Origin of the sequence: Solwaraspora sp. WMMD1047 (assembly GCF_029626155.1) — a bacterium.
Classification (GTDB): domain Bacteria; phylum Actinomycetota; class Actinomycetes; order Mycobacteriales; family Micromonosporaceae; genus WMMD1047.
This window is the reverse complement of the sequence record NZ_JARUBL010000001.1, coordinates 7,485,022-7,503,271: the sequence shown is the minus strand read 5'-3', so window position 1 is coordinate 7,503,271 and position 18,250 is coordinate 7,485,022. Positions and strand designations below refer to the sequence as shown.

General features: G+C 72.9%; 18 protein-coding genes. 5 read left to right on the top strand and 13 right to left on the bottom strand.

What is annotated here, in order from left to right; all coding sequences use genetic code 11:
• Positions 1 to 5 precede the first annotated feature (5 nt).
• Positions 6 to 767 carry an SDR family oxidoreductase gene (locus O7627_RS34140; protein WP_278097551.1) on the bottom strand — a complete coding sequence of 254 codons (762 nt, stop codon included), beginning with the start codon at positions 765 to 767 and terminating at the stop codon, positions 6 to 8.
• 199 nt (positions 768 to 966) lie between these two features.
• On the opposite strand from O7627_RS34140, the gene O7627_RS34135 reads away from it, so the two are divergent.
• The 4 genes from O7627_RS34135 to O7627_RS34120 all read left to right on the top strand — a co-directional run bounded on the left by O7627_RS34135 (position 967) and on the right by O7627_RS34120 (position 6,308).
• Positions 967 to 2,382 (top strand): FAD-dependent oxidoreductase, encoded by a 1,416-nt coding sequence (locus tag O7627_RS34135; RefSeq protein ID WP_278097550.1) that lies wholly within the window; start codon positions 967 to 969, stop codon positions 2,380 to 2,382.
• Positions 2,379 to 4,109 carry an acyl-CoA dehydrogenase gene (locus O7627_RS34130; RefSeq protein ID WP_278097549.1) on the top strand — a complete coding sequence of 577 codons (1,731 nt, stop codon included), beginning with the start codon at positions 2,379 to 2,381 and terminating at the stop codon, positions 4,107 to 4,109. Before O7627_RS34135 ends, O7627_RS34130 begins: the two co-directional genes overlap by 4 nt.
• A gap of 211 nt (positions 4,110 to 4,320) precedes the next feature.
• Positions 4,321 to 5,112, top strand: coding sequence for an IclR family transcriptional regulator (locus tag O7627_RS34125; RefSeq protein ID WP_278097548.1), 792 nt, complete (start codon positions 4,321 to 4,323; stop codon positions 5,110 to 5,112).
• Positions 5,109 to 6,308, top strand: a complete 1,200-nt coding sequence (locus tag O7627_RS34120) for an FAD-dependent oxidoreductase (protein WP_278097547.1) — start codon at positions 5,109 to 5,111, stop codon at positions 6,306 to 6,308. Before O7627_RS34125 ends, O7627_RS34120 begins: the two co-directional genes overlap by 4 nt.
• Positions 6,309 to 6,333: 25 nt before the next feature.
• On the opposite strand, the gene O7627_RS34115 is transcribed toward O7627_RS34120, so the two are convergent.
• The 4 genes from O7627_RS34115 to O7627_RS34100 all read right to left on the bottom strand — a co-directional run bounded on the left by O7627_RS34115 (position 6,334) and on the right by O7627_RS34100 (position 9,797).
• Positions 6,334 to 6,666: an antibiotic biosynthesis monooxygenase gene (locus O7627_RS34115; protein WP_278097546.1), complete on the bottom strand. Its 333-nt coding sequence runs from the start codon at positions 6,664 to 6,666 to the stop codon at positions 6,334 to 6,336.
• Positions 6,667 to 6,698: 32 nt separating this feature from the next.
• The gene (locus O7627_RS34110) at positions 6,699 to 7,787 is read right to left on the bottom strand and encodes a VOC family protein (RefSeq protein ID WP_278097545.1); all 1,089 of its coding nucleotides are present in this window, start codon (positions 7,785 to 7,787) and stop codon (positions 6,699 to 6,701) included.
• Between the two features lie 103 nt (positions 7,788 to 7,890).
• Complete coding sequence (gene dmpG, locus O7627_RS34105; protein WP_278097544.1) at positions 7,891 to 8,925, bottom strand: 4-hydroxy-2-oxovalerate aldolase; 1,035 nt, start codon at positions 8,923 to 8,925, stop codon at positions 7,891 to 7,893.
• Positions 8,922 to 9,797, bottom strand: coding sequence for an acetaldehyde dehydrogenase (acetylating) (locus O7627_RS34100; RefSeq protein ID WP_278097543.1), 876 nt, complete (start codon positions 9,795 to 9,797; stop codon positions 8,922 to 8,924). The genes dmpG and O7627_RS34100 overlap by 4 nt, the downstream gene beginning before the upstream one ends.
• 125 nt (positions 9,798 to 9,922) lie before the next feature.
• Here O7627_RS34100 and O7627_RS34095 point away from each other — a divergent pair, with 125 nt between their 5' ends.
• Entirely contained in the window at positions 9,923 to 10,450 is a 528-nt protein-coding gene (locus tag O7627_RS34095) for a MarR family transcriptional regulator (RefSeq protein WP_278097542.1), read from the top strand.
• Here O7627_RS34095 and O7627_RS34090 read toward each other — a convergent pair.
• The 8 genes from O7627_RS34090 to O7627_RS34055 form a co-directional block, all read right to left on the bottom strand.
• Positions 10,420 to 11,283, bottom strand: a complete 864-nt coding sequence (locus tag O7627_RS34090; RefSeq protein ID WP_278097541.1) for a VOC family protein — start codon at positions 11,281 to 11,283, stop codon at positions 10,420 to 10,422. The genes O7627_RS34095 and O7627_RS34090 overlap by 31 nt on opposite strands.
• A gap of 12 nt (positions 11,284 to 11,295) precedes the next feature.
• On the bottom strand, positions 11,296 to 11,844 hold the full coding sequence (locus tag O7627_RS34085; RefSeq protein WP_278097540.1) for a 3-phenylpropionate/cinnamic acid dioxygenase subunit beta: 549 nt from the start codon (positions 11,842 to 11,844) through the stop codon (positions 11,296 to 11,298).
• Positions 11,841 to 12,806, bottom strand: coding sequence for an alpha/beta hydrolase (locus tag O7627_RS34080; RefSeq protein WP_278097539.1), 966 nt, complete (start codon positions 12,804 to 12,806; stop codon positions 11,841 to 11,843). The genes O7627_RS34085 and O7627_RS34080 overlap by 4 nt, the downstream gene beginning before the upstream one ends.
• A gap of 44 nt (positions 12,807 to 12,850) precedes the next feature.
• Positions 12,851 to 13,846, bottom strand: a complete 996-nt coding sequence (locus tag O7627_RS34075) for an ABC transporter ATP-binding protein (protein WP_278097538.1) — start codon at positions 13,844 to 13,846, stop codon at positions 12,851 to 12,853.
• A complete protein-coding gene (locus O7627_RS34070) occupies positions 13,843 to 14,832 on the bottom strand; it encodes an ABC transporter ATP-binding protein (RefSeq protein ID WP_278097537.1) in 990 nt (329 codons plus the stop codon). Before O7627_RS34070 ends, O7627_RS34075 begins: the two co-directional genes overlap by 4 nt.
• Positions 14,829 to 15,707, bottom strand: coding sequence for an ABC transporter permease (locus O7627_RS34065; RefSeq protein ID WP_278097536.1), 879 nt, complete (start codon positions 15,705 to 15,707; stop codon positions 14,829 to 14,831). The genes O7627_RS34070 and O7627_RS34065 overlap by 4 nt, the downstream gene beginning before the upstream one ends.
• Complete coding sequence (locus tag O7627_RS34060) at positions 15,704 to 16,648, bottom strand: ABC transporter permease (RefSeq protein WP_278097535.1); 945 nt, start codon at positions 16,646 to 16,648, stop codon at positions 15,704 to 15,706. The genes O7627_RS34065 and O7627_RS34060 overlap by 4 nt, the downstream gene beginning before the upstream one ends.
• 70 nt (positions 16,649 to 16,718) lie before the next feature.
• On the bottom strand, positions 16,719 to 18,248 hold the full coding sequence (locus O7627_RS34055; protein WP_278097534.1) for an ABC transporter substrate-binding protein: 1,530 nt from the start codon (positions 18,246 to 18,248) through the stop codon (positions 16,719 to 16,721).
• Positions 18,249 to 18,250 lie beyond the last annotated feature (2 nt).

Genomic DNA, 18,250 nt, shown 5'->3' with positions numbered 1-18,250 from the left:
CCCGTTCATCGCAGCGAGAACCCGCCGTCGACGGTGACGACCGAGCCCGTCACGTAGGCGGAGTTCGGGGAGCAGAGGTAGCGCACGATCGGCACCAGCTCGTCCGCCGTCGCGATCCGGCCGAGCGGGATGCGCCGCTCGACGGCCTCGCGGACGGCCGGGTCGGCGAAGGACTCGGCGTTGAAGTCGGATTCGACGTAGCCGGGGGCGACCGCGTTGACCCGGATGCCGCGGCGGGCGTTCTCCGCCGCCGCCACCCGGGTCAGCTGCAGGATCGCCGCCTTTGAGGCGCAGTACGCGCCGTAGCCACGGACCGGGGTGGTGCCGAAGACCGAGGCGATGTTGACGATCGAGCCGCCGCGTTCCAGCTTGCCCAGCGCGGCCCGGGTGCAGAGGAAGGTGCCGCGCACGTTGACGGCGAAGATCCGGTCCCAGGTGGCCGGGTCGGTCTCGGTGAGCGGTTCGTAGCTGATGATGCCGGCGTTGTTGACGAGCGCGTCGACCCGCCCGAACCGGTCGGCCACGGCGTCGAAGAGCCCGTCCACCGAGGCGGCGTCGGAGATGTCGGTGGGCACCGCGACCGCCTCACCGCCGGCCGCGGTGATCTCCTCGACGAGGGTGTCCAGGCCGACCCGGTCGCGGGCCGCGGCGGCGACGCGGGCACCCGCGGCGGCCAGCTCCCGGGCCAGTGTTCGGCCGATGCCGCGGCTGGCCCCGGTGATCACCGTGACGGCGCCGCCCAGATCGTCGGTGCCAGGCCGGGTCATCTTGCGCTCCTCGGGGTCGGTGACCGCTCCTCGGGTCGGTGACCGGCTCAGTCTGGGCCGGGGTGTGCGGCGCACACAGCCGGCCGGACCGCACGGTGGAACGGGATCGCAGGGGTTCCGCGTTCTGCGGTCCTGAACGATCGGTGGTGCCCCGGCCCCACAGCGACCTAGCGTCCGGATCCGACGACGGGAGACGGGCATGGTGGTCGGACGGTCGGTGGTGGTCTGCGGCGCGGGTCTGGCCGGCCTGACCGCCGCGGTTTCCGCGCTCGAAGGTGGCGCCGAGGTCATCGTGCTGGAGAAGGCGCCCGAGATCGGGGGCTCGACGGCGCTCTCCGGCGGGCTGGTCTGGACCTTCGACGACCTGGCCGAGTTCGAGGCGGCCATCCCGGCCGGGAACCCGGTGCTGCAGGGTCTGGTGCACGAGCGACTGGACGCCGGCCGGCAGTGGCTGGCGGGCCACGGCGCGGTGTTCCGCCCGATGGAGAACGTCTTCGGGTACGGGCGGGGGCAGCGCTCGGACCCGCCGCAGGTGCTCGGTGCGCTGCGCGCCGCGTTCGACCGGCTGGGTGGCTCGCTGGTGCTGGAGACGGCGGTGGAGCGGATCGAGGTCGACGCGGCCGGTGCGGTGGCCGGCGTCCGGACGGTCGACGCGGCCGGCGCGACGGGCACCCGCCGGGCCGACGCGGTGATCCTGGCGACCGGTGGCTTCCAGGGCAATCCGGAGCTGCTCCGCCGGTACGTGACACATGCCCCGGGCAACCTGCTGCTGCGGGCCAACAGCTGGAGCACCGGGGACGGCTTCCTCGCCGCGACCGAGGTCGGCGCGGCGGCGAGTGCCGGCCTGGAGACGTTCTACGGCCATGCGCTGCCCGCCCCGCCGACCCGGTTCCGGCCGCTGGAGTTCCGGGACGCCAGCCAGATCTACGGCGAGAAGGCGGTGGCGCTCAACCTGTTCGGCCGGCGGTTCGCCGACGAGTCGGCCGGCACGGGTGAGGAGGCGCTGAACCAGGCGCTGGCCGCGCAGCCGGAGGGGCGCGGGTTCTACGTCGTCGACGCCCGGGTGGCGGGCGAGGAGGCGCGGCCCGGGCGCCGGTTGACCCGGGTGGCCGTCGAGTGGGCCCGGGACCGGGGCGCCCCGGTGGTGACCGGTGAGAGCGTGACCGAGTTGGCCGAGCGGTTGGCCGGCCACGGCCTCCCGGCGGGCAACGTACGCCGGACGCTTGCGGAGTTCAACGCGGCCTGCGCCGAGGGACGTGCCGCGGCCCTGACGCCGCCCCGCACCGGTCATGCCGAAGGGCTGGCCCGGCCGCCGTACCTCGCGGTGGGGGTGCAGGCCGCGATCACCTTCACGATGGGCGGGCTGGCGGTGGACGAGCACGCCCGGGTGCTGCGCCGGGCCGGCAGCAGCTCACTGATCGCCGGGTTCATCACCGAGCTGAGCGAGTTCCGCGAGGTGTGCCTGCCCGGCCTGTACGCGGCGGGCTGCGACGTCGGCAACGTGAGCAACGGCGGCTACGCCGGCGGCCTGGCGACCGCGCTGGTGACCGGCCGGCTGGCGGGCCGGCACGCGGCCGGGGCGGGCCGGCACCCGGCCGAGGCGGCGGCCCGGTGACCCGGGTCTTGGCGGCCGGCTACCGGCCGCCGCTGGCGGACATCGCGTTCACCCTGGCGCACATCGTCCCGGTCGCCGAGCTCCGCGCGCTGGAGCCGTTCGAGCACGCCGATCCGGCGACGGTCGCGAGCGTGCTCGACGAGGCGGGGCGGTTCGCCGCGGAGGTGGTGGCGCCGACGAACCGGACCGGCGACGTCGAGGGCGCGACGTTGACGGCCGACGGCGTCCGGTGTCCGGTGGCGGTGCGCGAGGCGTACCGCAGGTACGTCGAGGCCGGATGGGGGGCGCTCACCCAGCCGGTCGACCACGGTGGCGGCGGTTTCCCGCTCACCGTCGGGGTGGCGGCCCGGGAACTGCTGACGGCGGCCAACCTGGCGCTCTCGATGGCGCCGACGTTGGCCGGCGGAGTGGCCCAGGTGCTGGCCAGTCACGGCTCCGCCGGGCAGCGCGAGCGTTACCTGCCGCGGTTGGTGACCGGCGAGTGGCTGGGGACGATGGCGATCACCGAGCCGCAGGCCGGCTCCGATCTGGGTCCGATCGCGACCCGGGCGGTGCCGGACGGCGCCGGTTACCGGCTCACCGGGCAGAAGATCTTCATCAGCTACGGCGATCACGATCTCACCGAGCAGATCGTGCACCTGGTGCTGGCCCGCACCCCGGACGCGCCGCCGGGCACCCGGGGCCTGTCGCTCTTTCTCGTTCCCAAATGGACGGCCGACGGTCGCCGTAACGACGTGCGGGCGGTGGGGCTGGAGCGCAAGCTCGGCATCCGGGCCGCCCCCACCTGCACGATGGTCTTCGGCGCGGCGGGGGCGGGCGCCGAGGCGGAGATCGTCGGCGCGCCGCACACCGGGCTGCGGCAGATGTTCACCATGATGAACGACGCCCGGCTGGGCGTGGCGGTGCAGGGGCTGGGCGTCGCGGAACGGGCCTTCCAGCAGGCGGTCACCTTCGCTCGGCAGCGCCAGCAGGGCCGGTTCGCCGGGGCGCCGGCCGTGCTCACCGCCCACCCGGACGTACGGCGGATGCTGCTGACCATGAAGGCGTCGATCGAGGCGATGCGCGCGATGTGTTATCTGACCGGGTACGCGATCGACCTCGCGGCGCATCATCCGGTCGCGGCGGCCCGGGCCGCCGCGGCGGCCCGGGCCGACCTGCTGACGCCGATCGTGAAGGCCTGGTGCACCGACACCGCGGTCGAGCTCACCTCGTTGGCGATCCAGGTGCACGGCGGGATGGGCTTCGTCGAGGAGACCGGGGTCGCCCAGTACTACCGCGACGTCCGGGTCACCCCGATCTATGAGGGGACCAACGGCATCCAGGCGCTGGACCTGGTCGGGCGCAAGCTGGGCGCGGACGGCGGCTTGGCCGTCCAGGCGCTCTTCGCAGAGATCGACCAGACCGTACGCCAGCTGCCGGCCCGGTTGGCGCGGCTCGGTGCGGCCCTGTCCGCGGCGGCCGCGACGCTGACCCGGTCGACCGCGCGGGTCTCGCCCGCGGGCGCCACCCCCTATCTGCGCGGTTTCGGTCTGGTGCTCGGGGGATGGCTGCTCGCGCGGGGTGCGGCCGGGGCGGCGGCGACGGCCGACGGTGATCCGGTGGCGCGGGGTCGGCTGCTGACCGCCGACTTCTACGCCGGTCAGCTGTTGCCGCAGGCGCACGCGCACTTCGCGGCGGCGGTCGATCCGGGCGCGGTGCCGACCGAGGTCTGGGACCGCTGGCAATGAGTCGGTCGGTTCGGCCCGCCAGCTCGGTTGACCGTGAGTAATCCCTGCTCAGGCTATTGTCTAGATGTTGCCGGCAGGTTAATATTTCGCTTAGCCAAATAACTCGACGCGACGGCGTCGTACCCCTTTCGATTTCATGTCTCCACCCGGCAGCCGAGCGACCAGGCGGCGGCGGATGCCGCGCGCCCGTCAGCGGACAGGGGGAAGCGCAATGACCACCTCCACCCTCGTACGACCCGACGCCAGGCGGCCTTCCGGGCCGGCCGATGGCACCGACGTCAGCACCAGCGTGGGTAAGGCACTCGCGCTGCTCAACACCTTCAGCAACGGCACCAGCGGCGTCCTCGGCGTCAGCGAGATAGCCCGCCGCGCCGGAGTAGCCAAGTCCACCGCCTACCGACTCCTCTGCATCCTGGAAAGCCACGGCCTGGTCGAGCGCGAGGGCGACCGCTGGCTGCTCGGCGCGCAGCTGTTCCGGCTCGGCAACCTGGTGCCGGTCTGCCGGCCCCGCAAGCTGCGCGACCGCGCGCTGCCCCACATGCAGGACCTCTACGAGGCCACCCACGCCACGATCCAGCTCGCCGTGCCGCACGGCCACCAGGTGCTGTACCTGGAGAAGATCTACGGCCACAACCACCTCGACTCCCCGTCCACAGTGGGTGGCCTGATGCCCATGTACTGCACGGCGGTCGGCAAGGCGATGCTGTCCCGAGCCGACGCCCAGACGGTCGCCGAGGTGGTGGCCGGCGGACTGACCCCGCTGACTCCGCGTACGATCACCGACCCGACGCGGCTCGCCAACGAACTGGCGACCGCCCGGCGGACCGGGTACGCGGTCGACCGGCAGGAGGCCCGGCTAGGGCTCACCTGCGTCGGCGCACCGATCCTGGAACACGGCGTGGTGACCGGCGCGCTCTCGCTGTCGGTACCCGCCGGCCGGCTGGTGCCCGACCGCTCGGTCGAGGCCGTCCGGCACGCCGCCCAACTGATCTCCCGGCCATGACCGTCGTCATCGTCGGAGCCGGCATCGGTGGCACCAGCGCCGCCCTGGCGTTGCGCGACCGCGGTTACGACGGTCGGATCGTGGTGCTCGGCGACGAGCCACACCAGCCGTACGACCGGCCCCCGCTGTCCAAGTCCTTCCTGCGCGGCGGTGACCCGCCGTGGCTGCATCCGGCCGGTCACCTGGCCGACCGGGGCATCGAGTTGTGGCCCGGCCGGACGGTGACCCGGGTCGAGACCGGGGCCCGGGTCGGGGTGACCGTCGACGACGGCGAGCGGTTCGCCGCCGACCACCTGCTGCTCGCCACCGGCGGCGCCGCCCGGCGGCTGCCGGGCGACCCGGACGGGGTGTACTACCTGCGGACCCTCGCCGACGCCCGCCGGATTCGGGACCGGCTGCGGCCGGGCGCCCGGTTGGTGGTGATCGGTGCCGGCTTCATCGGCGGCGAGCTCGCCTCCACCGCCACCGCGGCGGGCTGCTCGGTCACCGTGCTCGACGTGGCGCCGCGGCCGTTCGCGGCCCTCGGCGGCCTGCTCGGGAACTGGCTGGCCGGCCGGCACCGGGACGCCGGAGTCGACCTGCGGTGCGGGGTCCCGATCGCCGGCATCGACCCGCCGAGTGACACCGCACCGGGCCGGGTGCGGCTCGGCGACGGCGGGTCCGTGCCGGCCGACCTGATCGTGGCCGGGGTGGGAATGGTGCCCCGCACCGGGATCGCCGTCGCGGCCGGCCTCGACGTCGACCCCGAGGGGATCCGGGTCGACGCGACGGGCCGCACCTCGGCGCCGAACATCTGGGCGGCCGGCGACGTCGCGTACCGGCCGTGTGCGTGGCGCGGCGGCCCGGTCCGCCGCGAGCACTGGCGGTCGGCGATCGACCAGGGCGCGACGGTGGCCGCGGCGATCGTCGGCGCCGCCGGGCCGCCGGCCGCGCCGCCGTGGTTCTGGACCGATCAGGTGGGGCACAACCTGCAGGTCGTCGGGGAGCCCGAAGCGGGTCTGCCGACGGTGGTCCGGGGCGACCTGGCGGCCGGCTCGGCCACCGTCTTCTGGATGCGGGACGGCGTCGTGACGGCCGCGGCGGCCATCGGACGGCCGCGCGAACTGCGGATGGCGACCAAACTGGTCGCCGCCCGGGCGGCCGTGGCACCCGACCGGCTCACCGACGAATCGGTGCCGGTCAACCGGCTCTCCTAGCCCTTCGGCTGTCAGCGGCCGCCGACTACTCCTTCGGTTGCCAGCGGCCGTCGACGTAGACGTAGTAGCGCTGGTCGAAGTAGAACTCCACGCCGTCGCGGCCCACCCGGCGCGGCGCCCGCCGCGGCAGCGGCTTCTTGCGCGCCAGCTCGGCGGCCCAGTGCTCGTCGTAGGACTCCTGGTCGGCCCAGAGCTCCAGCAGCGCGAAGTTCTCCGGATGGGTGATGCTGCGGAACACCTCGTACTGCAGGTTGCCGCGTTCGCCCTCGCAGGTCCGGCACTTGTCACGCCAGTACGCGGTCAGCTCGTCCACGGTGTGTTCGTCGGCATGGGTGTTGACCACGACCCGGATCGGCATCGGTTGACTCCTCAGTGGAAGGTGGAGACAAATCAGTCGAAGGTGGAGACGAAGTCGTAGACGCGCTTCGCCGGATCGGCGCCGGCGTGCCGCAGCGTCGCCTCGATCGTCCAGCCGCCGAGGGCCTCGCGGGTGTCCAGGTAGTAGAACGTCGTCGCGCCGCCGCGCAGGGTCGAGCCCATCACCACCGGTACGCCGAGCGGCGCCAGCCAGTCGGCGACCTGCTGCCAGTGGTCGGCGTCGCGCGGGTAGAACAGCTGCATGTGGTGCACGCCCTCGCCCACCTCGCGGAGGAAGTCCTCCCGGTAGTGGCTGGGCCCGAAGGTGGGCTGGATGATCTCGAAACCGAACTCGCGGAAGTCGAAACCCATGCCGCAGAAGTACTCGTGGTTGACCGGCGCTCCCTTGTAGAACGGGTTGTCCAGCCGACCCGGCTCGGTCCGCCAGTTCATGAAGTTCCAGCTCTTGATGCCGAACACGTCGGCGTAGCGGGCCACCGACCCGACCACGTCGTTCACCACCACGCCGAAGTGGTGCAGCTGGCTGACCTCCATCGGCTCCACCCCGGCGGGGCGGGCGTACTCGCCGGAGAGGTCCCACCGCTCGTCGGCGGGCGGCCCACCGTCCGGGTGGGTGCCGTCCAGGTCGACGGCGAGCCGCAGGTAGTAGCCGCCGAGCAGGGCACGGGTGTCGAAGTCGAGGTGCCGCAGGGTGCCGTCCACCAGCCCGGTCTGGGCGACCGGCACGCCGCGGCTGGCGAGGAACTCCTCGACCGCCGCCGCGCGTTCCTCGTCGACCACGGCCAGCGTGAGGTGGTGCACCCCCGGCCCCCGCGAGCAGCGCTGGATGGTGAAGGTGCTCTCGCCGGGACCGGCCTCGACCAGCTCGAAGGTGACCACGCCGGACGGGGTGGTGCCGACCGCCGTCCGGTAGCTGTGCCGCACCACCCGGCCCCGGATCGTGGTCGAGGAGAGCCGGTCGGACCCGAGCTCGGACACCGCCCAGTTGTCGATCCCGAAGATCTCGGCGTAGTTGCGGGCCGCGGTCCGCAGGTCCTTGACCACCACGCCGACCCGGTGCAGCCGTTGGGCGGGGAAGGTCGTCATCGGCTCAGCGTTCATGCGCGCCACCGTAGGTCGCCCGGTGGGCGGGCCTCAACGGCGGCGTTCACCCTGGCGGGACACGGTGCCGCGAGGTCGCCGCGGCGCATCGGGTGACTCCCACTCAGCCGGTGGTGGACAGTTCCGCGGCGATCTCGATGAGCAGGTCCTCCTGCCCGCCGACGGCCTCCCGTCGACCGGCCTCCAGCAGGATCTCCGCGACCGGTACGGCGAACCGTTCGGCGGCCCGTTCCGCGTGCCGCAGGAACGAGGAGTAGACCCCGGCGACCCCGAGGATCGTGACCTCCCGGTCGATGGTCAGCGGTCGGGGCAGCAGCGGGCGCACGATGTCGTCGGCGGCGTCCAGCAACGGCATCAACGCGATGTCGACCGGACGGTCGCCGCGTCCCAGGGCCGCGACCAACGACTCGGTGGGGGTGTTGCCGCCGCCGGCCCCCATCCCGGCGAGGCAGCCGTCGATCCAGGTCGCGCCGGCCTCCACCGCGGCCAGCGAGTTGCCGACCGACAGGTTGAGGTTGTGATGGGCGTGGATCCCGATCGCCACCTCGGCCGGCAGGGTGGCCCGGAGCGCGCCGACCCGGTCGCGGACCTCGGCCGGGGTCAGCGCGCCGGCCGAGTCGGTCACGTAGACCACCTGCGCCCCGGCGTCGGCCATTATCCGGGCCTGCCCGGCCAGCTCCTCAGGACTGCTGCGGTGGGCCATCATCAGGAACCCGACGGCCGTCAGGCCCAGGTCGCGGGCGAGCCCGAGGTGTTGGATGCCGACATCGGCCTCCGTGCAGTGGGTCGCCACCCGGGCCATCCGGGCCCCGGCGTCGCGGGCCCGCCGCAGGTCCTCGCCGACCCCGATGCCGGGCAGCAGCAGCACCGCGATCGCCGCGTCCGGTGCGGCCTCGGCGGCCGCCGCCACCAGGGCGAGCTCGTCGACGGCGGACCGGCCGTAGGACAGCGACGAGCCGCCCAGGCCGTCGCCGTGACTCACCTCGATGACCGGGACGCCCGCGGTCTGCAACGCGCCCGCGACGGCGGCGGCGTGACCGGTGGTGAACTGGTGGCTTATCGCGTGGCTGCCGTCGCGCAGCGTCGAGTCGACCACCACCAGGCCGGCCTGTTGGGCCGCGGTCAGCCGGGCCGTCATGCCGAGACCTCCGAGCGCAGTGCCACCCGCTCGCCCACCGCCACCGCCGCCGCGGTCATGATGTCGAGATTGCCGGCGTACGTGGGCAGGTAGTCGCCGGCCCCCTCCACCTCGACGAAGACGGTCACCCGGCCCGGGTCGAAGACCGGCTCCCCGCGGACCCGGTAGCCCGGCACGTAGGCCGCCACCCGGGCGGCGGTCGCCACGATCGAGGCCCGCACGGCCGCCTGGTCGGCGTCGTCGGCGATCTCGCAGAAGACGGCGCAGCGCATCAGCATCGGCGGCTTCACCGGGTTGAGGATGATGATGGCCTTGCCGTGCCGGGCGCCGCCGATCGTCACCAGGCCGGCGCCGGTGGTCCGGGTGAACTCGTCGATGCTCTGCCGGGTGCCGGGTCCGGCCGAGCGGCTGGAGATGGTGGAGACGATCTCGGCGTACGGCACCGGGGTGACGGCGGAGACCGCGGCCACGATCGGGATCGTCGCCTGGCCGCCGCAGGTGACCAGGTTGACGTCGGGGGCGTCGAGGTGCGCGTCCAGGTTCACCACCGGCACGACGCCCGGGCCGACCTTGGCCGGGGTCAGGTCGAGGCTGCGCAGCCCGGCGTCGGCCAGCCGGGGCGCGGCCGCGCGGTGGGCCGCGGCGGAGGTCGCGTCGAAGACGATGCGGCACTGGTCGGGGTGGGCCAGGATCCAGTCGACCCCCTCGGCCGGCGCGTCGAGGCCGCGGTGCCGGGCCCGGGCCAGCCCCTCGGAGGCCGGGTCGATGCCGACCACGGCGGTGAGTTCGAGCTCGGGTGAGCGGATCAGCTTGTACATCAGGTCGGTGCCGATATTGCCCGACCCGAGCACCGCACACGGGACACGACCCACGCCGCACCACCTCCCATCGACGGATCGGAGGCTTCCACGGCGGCAGACCGGGCAGAACCGCGTCGTTCCAGAGGTCGGAACGTGGGTGTCCGACCAGGTCGGCGCGCAGGCGTAGCATGTCCGGTATGGAACCGGCGCCGCGGACCACCGACCTCGCCTCCGGGCTCCGGGTCGTCGTCGGTCGCCTCTACCGGCAGTTCCGGCAGAACCAGGACGGCGAGCTGACGCCCTCGCAGCTCTCCAACCTGGTCACGATCGAGGCGTACGGGCCGCTGCGGCTGGGCGAGCTGGCCGAGCGGGAGGGCGTCGCGCCGGGCACCCTGAGCAAGGGAATCGACTGGCTGCAGACGCGCGGGCTGGTGAGCCGGATCGTCGACCCGCAGGACCGGCGCTCCTCGTTCGTCTGCGTCACCGACGCCGGCCAGCAGCTACTCGATCAGCTGCGGGAGACGCGTACCGCGCGGTTCGCCCAGCGGATCGAACTGCTCGACGACCGCCAGCGGGCCGTGCTGGTCGAGGCGATCGAGGTGTTGGAGGCGTTGCTGACGCCGGCCCCGGAACCCGCGCCGGCCCAGGCAGCCGCGCCCGCGCCCGAGAAAGCCGGCCCGCCGGCCGCCGCCGGTCACACCCCGGTGACCGGCAGCAGCCGGTGATGACCCCACATGCTTGTTGACTCGTAGGTCCGGGTCGTCCAGCCGTCGTCGACCAGTCGTGCGCAGGCGCCGTACTCGACCTCGAAGCCCGACGGGGTCTTCACGTAGAACGAGACGGCCTGGTCGTTGCTGTGCCGGCCGAGCCCGTTGGCCAGCGGCGCCGCCCCGGAGTTCACGATGTCGAGGGTCCGGCCGACCATGTCCAGGTCGGCGACCTCGACCATGCAGTGCTTGAAGGTGCTCGGCTCGCCCGGCTCGGCGCGGAAGGCGAGGCTGTGGTGCCGGCCGTTGACGTGGCAGAAGTGGGTGGTGCCGTGGGTGTCGCTGACCCGGAAGCCCAGCGTGGACAGGTAGTACCGCTTAGCCTCGGCGAGGTCGGGCATGCCGAGCACGACGTGCCCGATGCCCAGGTCGCCGGTGACGAACCGCACCCCGGTCGGTGAACTGAACGGCGCGCGGGTCTCGCGTGCGCCGCAGAACAGCTCGACCGGGTTGCCGGCCGGGTCGGCGCTGCGGACCACCCGGGCCACCCGGCGGGTGACCGCGAGGTCCGGCGCCTCCTCGGCGGAGTAGCCCGCGGCGATCAGGGCGGTGGCCAGCCGGTCGAGTTCGTCCGGGCCACGCGCCTCCCAGCCGACGTAGTCCAGATCCTCCGGCCCGGGCGCCACCGCGTACCGCCAGGCCCGCTCGTCCATCCGCAGGTAGAGCGAATCCTCTTCCCCGGCGGGCGGTTCGGCGACCTGCATGCCCAGCACGGTGGTGGCGAAGTCCCGCCACTGCTCGATCTTCTCGGACCGCAGGCCGACGTAACCCAGCCCGTAGATGTCACCCATCACCCTGACTCCTCAGAAGAAGATCGACAGACCTTTGGCCATCAGCGTCGCCATGTCCAACAGCACCTTGCGCCGGACCAGCTGCCAGCCGTACGGGTTGTCGGCCCGCCGTAGCAGGTCGAACCGCTTGCCGACGAAGACGTCGAGGTCGCGCTCCATCCGGGTCTGGTAGACGTAGAAGCTCGACTCGACGGCGTACTCGTCGGAGATTCGGCCCGGCCGGACCCGGACGTTCGTGATCAGGTGGCGGGTCCGCGACGGCGGCTCCTCCGACCAGGCGAAGCCGGTGTTGAGCCGGAACACCCGCTGCCGCAGGTGGTCGAAGTTCTCGTCGAAGTAGGCCGCCTCGTCGGGAGCCGCGATCTGCCGGTCCCGCTCCCGGGCCAGCCGGTTGGAGCGGGTCGGCATCCAGTAGTGGACGTCGGGCGCCATCAGGGTGAGCCAGTCGTCGAAGCGCCAACTGTCGAGCAGGTCGGCCTCGTCGAAGAGGAACTGCTCGATCGAGTGCTGCAGGGCCGGATCCTCGATGCACGGCGCGAGCCGTTCCGTCGTCGGGTTCACGGGTGCTCCTTTGCGGCGGCGACGAGATCGGGGTTCACCGGACGGCGGTCGGAGACGCCGGCCGACTCGGCGGTCGGACCGGACACCACGCCGTCGCGGAACAGTTCGAGCAGCAGCGGACCGACCACGTCCGGCCGGTCCGTCTGGGCCTGGTGGCCGCACCGGTCGGGGTAGAAGAACTGCACCCCGGGGAGGGCGTCCTCCTGGGCGTACCCGCGGTCCTCGGCCGAGATGAGCCGATCCTGGCGGCCGTACACGTAGATTCCCGGGATGCCGAGGCGGTCCAGCCGCCCCTTCGTGGCCAGCGCCACCGCGGTGGTCGCGTCGCGGGGGGCCTGCTGGTGCCGCCGGTAGGCGGCCTCGTTGCGGAGCGCGTGCCGGGTCCGCATCTCCACCAGGTCGTCGGAGATGGTCGCCGGGTCCAGCACGATCGAGGTGAGCATCTCCCGCATCGAGGCGGCGGTGCCGTCGAACCGCCGGGTGCGGGCGCGCCCGTTGGCGGTCGGCACCGGCGGGTCGGCGACCAGGTCGCCGACGCTGCCGGCGACCAGCGCGAAGGAGGTCACCCGGTGCGGATGGGTGACCAGAAAGTACGCGGCCACCGCGCAGCCCATCGAGTTGCCGCCCAGGTGGAACCGGTCGAGCACCAGGGCGTCGGCGAAATCGTGGACGAAGTCGCGGTGCCCGACCGGCCCGGCCCGGTAGAAGTCGGCGGCGTCGACGGTCAGCCCGAACCCCGGCAGGTCGGGACAGTAGACGCGAAAACCGTTGGCGCCGAGGAAGCCCGCGACGCTGCGCCAGCCGGCCAGGCCGGAGGAGCCGGCGATTCCGCCGTGCAGCAGCACGACCGCCGGTCCGGTCTCGCCCGCCGTGACGTAGTGCGCGCGTACCCCGCCGGGCAGCAGCGCCCACCGGCTCAACAGGCCGGGTACGTGCATCAGGTCTTCCTCGGTCAGCGGCATGCCGGCAGTCTGCGCAACCCGGCCGCGCTCGCCAACGGTCCCGTTCAGCCTGGCGGCATGTCCGCCGGCGGGTCCAGCAGGTGGCAGGCGGCGAGGCCGCCGCCGGGCACGGCGACCGGTGCTGGCCGGTCGGTGGCGCAGACCGGCAGCGCGAACGGGCAGCGCGGGTGGAACGCGCAGCCGGTCGGCGGATTCGTCGCGTCGGGCACCTCACCCAGCAGCGGCACCCGTTCCCGTTGGCGTTGCCGCGCCGGGTTCGCCACCGGGACGGCGGTCAGCAGAGCCTTCGTGTAGGGGTGGGCGGGGTCGCTGAAGACCCGCGCGACCGGACCCTCCTCGACGATCCGCCCCAGGTACATCACGGCCACCCGGTCCGCGAGGTTGCGCACCACGGCCAGGTCGTGCGAGATGAACAGGTAGCCGATGCCGAGCCGGGTACGCAGGTCACCGAGGAGGTTGATGATCTGGTTCTGGGTGGAGACGTCGAGCGCGCTCACCGCCTCGTCGCAGATGACCAGGCGGGGATCGACGGCGATGGCGCGGGCGATCGCGATCCGCTGCCGCTGCCCGCCGGAGAACTCGTACGGGTAGCGGTGCAGGTGGTGGTCGGCGAGGCCGACCAGGTCGAACAGCTCCGCGACCCGGCGCTGCCGGGCGGCCCGGGTCAGGCTGGTGTGCACCTCCAGCGGCTCGGCCACGCTGTCGGCCACCGTCATCGACGGATCCAGCGACGAGTAGGGGTCCTGGAAAACCATCTGCACGCTGGCGCGGACCTTGCGGAACTCCCGCGCCGAGTAGCGGCTGACGTCGGCGCCGTCCAGCCAGACGGTGCCGGCGTCGGGGCGGACCAGCCGCAGGATCGCGCGGGCCACTGTGGACTTGCCCGACCCGGACTCGCCGACGACGGCGAGCGTCTCGCCCGGCGCGACCGTGAGGCTCACCCCGTCGACGGCCCGCACCCGCAGCCGTTGCCGGCGCAGTCGCCGGGACCGGACGGCGAACGTGACGGCCAGGTCCGCCACCCGCAGCAGGTCGCTCATGGCCGCACCCCGGTCAGGTCCAGCTCGGCGGCACGGACGCAGCGGACCGCCCGCGCCCCGGCGGCGACCAGCGGCACCGGTGCCTCGCAACACCTGTCGTGCCGGTAGGCGCAGCGCGGGTGGAAGCGGCAGCCGACCGGGATCCGGTGCGGCTCCGGCGGGCCGCCGGGAATGAAGGAGAGCCTGCCGTCGATCTCCTCCAGCCGGGGCACGGCCCGCAGCAGGCCTTCCGTGTACGGGTGTCGCGGGCTCTCGAACAGCTCCTCGACCGGCGAGACCTCGACCAGTTGCCCGGCGTACATGACCGCCACCCGGTCGCAGAGGTCGGCGACCACCCCCATGTTGTGGGTGACGAGCACCAGCGCCAGGCCGAGGTCGTCGCGCATCTGGCGCAGCAGGTCGAGGATCTGGGCCTGGATGGTCACGTCGAGCGCGGTGGTCGGCTCGTCGGCGATGAGCACCTGCGGTTCGCAGACGATGGCCATGGCGATCATGACCCGCTGCCGCATGCCGCCGGAGAACTCGTGCGGGTAGCTGCGGGCCCGGTCGGCGGCCCGGGCGATGCCGACCCGCTCCAGCGCCGCGACGGCGGCCCCGTACGCCGCCCGCCGGCCGAGCCCGCGGTGCCGGCGGACCCCCTCGGCGATCTGCTCACCCACCGGGTAGGCCGGGTTGAGGCTTGTCATCGGCTCCTGGAAGATCATGCTGATCCGGTTTCCCCGGATGTCCTCCAGCGCCCGCTCCGGGCGTCCGACCAGCTCCTCACCGCCGAGTCGGACGCTGCCGCGCCGGATCCGCGCCGACCGTTCCAGCAGGCCGGTGACCGCCAACCCGGTCACCGTCTTGCCGGAGCCGGATTCGCCCACGATGCCGAGCGTCTCGCCGGCGGCCACCTCGAAGTCGACGCCGTCGACGACCGTCAGCCAGCCGCGGTCGGTGGCCACCTCGACGGCCAGGTCGCGTACCTCGAGTACCGGTGCCGTCATCGCCGCTCCTCTCGTCCGATGGAGTCGCGGATGCCGTCGCCGAGCAGGGTGAAGGCGAAGACGGCGAGCGCGATCGCGAGACCGGGGAAGATGATCAGAGTCGGTGCCCGGGTGATGAAGCGGAACCCACCGCCGAGCATGGCACCCCAGCTCGCGTCCGGCGGCTGCACCCCGACCCCGATGAAGCTCATGCCGGCCTCCACCAGCATCACGTGCCCGGCGGTGATCGCGGTGAAGACGACGAGCGGCGGGGCGATGTTGGGCAGCACGTGCCGGCGCAGGATGCGGGTCACCGAGGAGCCGATGCTGCGCGACGCCTCGGTGTAGGTCTCCTCGCGTACCTCCAGGACGGCGGCCCGGACCAGGCGCAGCGCCCGGGGCGCCATCACGACGCCGACCGCGAGCATCGCGTTGGTGAGGCTGGGGCCGAGCACCCCGGCCAGCGCGACCGCGAGCACCAGGGCGGGGAAGGCCATCACCGCGTCGGTCACGGTCATGATCACGCGGTCCAGCCAGCCGCCGAAGTAGCCCGCCAGCAGCCCGGCCGGCACCCCGAGCAGAATCGCGATTCCGGTGCCCTGCAACGCCGCGAGCAGCGAGATGCGGGTGCCGTAGAGCAGCCGGCTCAGCACGTCCCGGCCGAGGTCGTCGGTGCCGAGCAGGTGGTCGGCGTCCGGCGGGAGCAGCACCCCGTCGAGGTTCTGGGCCAGCGGGTCGTCCGGGGCCAGCAGTGGCGCGGCGATCGCGACGAGCACGATGACCAGCAGCAGCGCCGCGGCGACGACGCCCGGTCGGTGGCGCAGGAAGCGGCGTAGGAACCGGCGCCGGGGGGTGGGGGCGGCCGGTGCCGGTCCGGTGGTGGTCGGGGCGCTCACGCGAGCCTGACCTTCGGGTTGAGCAGGCCGTAGGCCACGTCGGTGAGCAGGTTCACGATCACCACCACGAGGGCGGAGACCAGCACCACCCCCTGCAGCACCGGCAGGTCGTTGTACTGCACGGCGTCGATGGCGAGGCTGCCCAGGCCGGGGATGCCGAACATCCGCTCGATGATCACCGAACCGCCGAGCAGCAGGGAGACCTGGAAGCCGAGCACGGTCACGATGGGCACGGCCGCGTTGCGCAGGGCGTGTTTGAGCATTCTCGTCCGGCGCCGCACCCCCTTGGCCCGCGCGGTCCGCAGGTAGTCCTGCAGCAGCACCTCCGCCATCGCGCTGCGGGTGTGGCGGGCCAGTTCGGCCGCGGCCGCCACCCCGAGGGTGACCGCGGGCAGGGTGATGTGGCGCAGCCAGCCGACCGGGTCGTCGGTCAACGGCACGTAGCCCACCGCCGGGAAGAGGGTCCAGGTGAGCGCGAAGGCGAGGATCAGGACCATGCCGAGCCAGAAGTGCGGTACGGCGATGCCGGCCGTGCTGGTGACGGTGAGCGCCCGGTCGAGCCAGCCGCCGCGGTGGGCGGCGGCGACCAGGCCGAAGCTGAGGCCGATCGCGAGGGCCACCACGAGCGCGGCGACCGTGAGCGAGAAGGTGGCCGGGAACCGGGCCAGGATCGACTCGGTGACCGGGACCCGGGTGTGGAAGGAGGTGCCCAGGTCGCCGGTGACGGCGCCGGAGAGCCACTGGCCGTACTGCACGGGCAGGGGTTCGTCCAGGCCGAGTTCGGCGCGGATCGAGTCGAGCTGCTGCGGCGAGGCGTCCTCGCCGGCGATCGTGACGGCCGGGTCGCCCGGGATGAGCAGGACGAGCCCGAACACGGCGACCGAGACCAGGAACAGCAGGATCACCGCCCGGCCCAGTCGGGTGACCAGCAGGGCCGCCATGGGTCGTCACCTCCGATTCGGATGGGGGCCGGCGGGCGCGGTGTGCGACACCGCGCCCGCCGGTGCCGGGTCAGCCGCTGACGCCGACGTTCTCCAGGTGCGGGAAGCCGTCCGACCAGTTCTCCAGGCCGGTGACCTTTTCGTCGTAGACCAGTCCCTCCTGCGGGAAGAAGACCGGCCAGGTGCCCTGCGGGTTGGTGGCGAGGTGTTTCGCGACCGCCTGTAGCTTCGCGACCCGGGCGGCCGGGTCGAACTCGGAGCGAGCGTCCTCGATCAGCGCGATGGTCTGCGGGTCGGCGAAGTTGCCGGGGTTCTGCGGGGCGCCCGGAAGATGGTTCAGGGCGTACGAGAAGCCCGGGTCGAGCCGGCCGGCCCAGGTGGCGAGGCCAGCGGGAATCGTCTTCTTCGCCCACAGCGCCTCGCCGAGCGCGAAGCTGGCGATCTGGGTGATCTCCACCTGTACGCCGACCGCGGCCCACTGCTGCTGGATCGCCTCCGCCTCGCGGGCGAACGGCGGCTGCACGCCGAACTGGAAGGAGAGCCCGTCGGCGTAGCCGGCCTCGGCCAGCAGCGCCTTGGCCCGCTCCGGGTCGAACGGGAACGGCTCGCCGACCGAGGGGTCGTGTGCGGAGCTGATCGGCGGGACGAGCTGGAAGGCCGGTTCGCCGTAGCCGAAGGCCAGCCCGGAGACGATCGACTCGCGGTCGATGGCATAGTTCAGCGCCTGCCGTACCCGCAGGTCCTTGAAGGCCGGGACCATCTCCTGGTTGACCCAGATCGCCCGCACCGCGATGCCCTTGTACGGGGTGACGGTCTTGCCCGGCAGGCCCTTGACCTCCTCGATCTGGTTGGCGTCCACCAGACCGGCGTCGGCCTGGCCGCTGCGCAGGGCGTTGAGCCGGGCGGTCGCGTCCTCCAGCACGGTGATCTCCACCTGGCCGACCTTGAACAGGTCCCGGTTCCAGTGGTCGTCGTTGCGCTCCAGGACGTAGGAGGCCTGCGGGGTCTGGCTCCGCAGGATGAACGGCCCGGTGCCGACCGGCTCGGTCACCTCGCCGGAGCCACTTATCGTCTGCGGGCTCATCATCATGCCGAACCGGTCGGCGAGCAGCATGACAAGCGAGGCGTCGGCGTTGGTCTGTCGGATCGTCACGGTCGACGGGTCGGGCGCCTCGATGGCGGTGATGTTGGCCAGCGACGCCGAGACGGTCGAGCCCTCGATCGTCTTCTGCCGTTCCAGATTGGCCTTGACCACCGAGGAGTCGAATGCCGAGCCGTCGGTGAAGGTGACCGAGTCGCGCAGCTTGAGGGTGAGGACCTGGCCGCCCTCGCCGAACTCCCAGCTCTCGGCGAGGCCGGGCGCCGGGTCGCCGTTGGGCTCCAGGCCGATCAGCCGGTCGTAGACGAGGCCCAGGATCGGGGTCTCGGGTCCGCTCCGGCTCTTCGCGATGTCCCAGGAGGCCACTCCGGTGCGGTGGGTGATCCGGATGGTGCCGGCGGAGTCGGTGGACTGGTTCGTATCGTCGTCGCCGCTTCCGCACGCGGCGGTGACGGCGGTCAACGCGATCGACAACGCGATCGCGACGGGTCTGCGCTTCATGG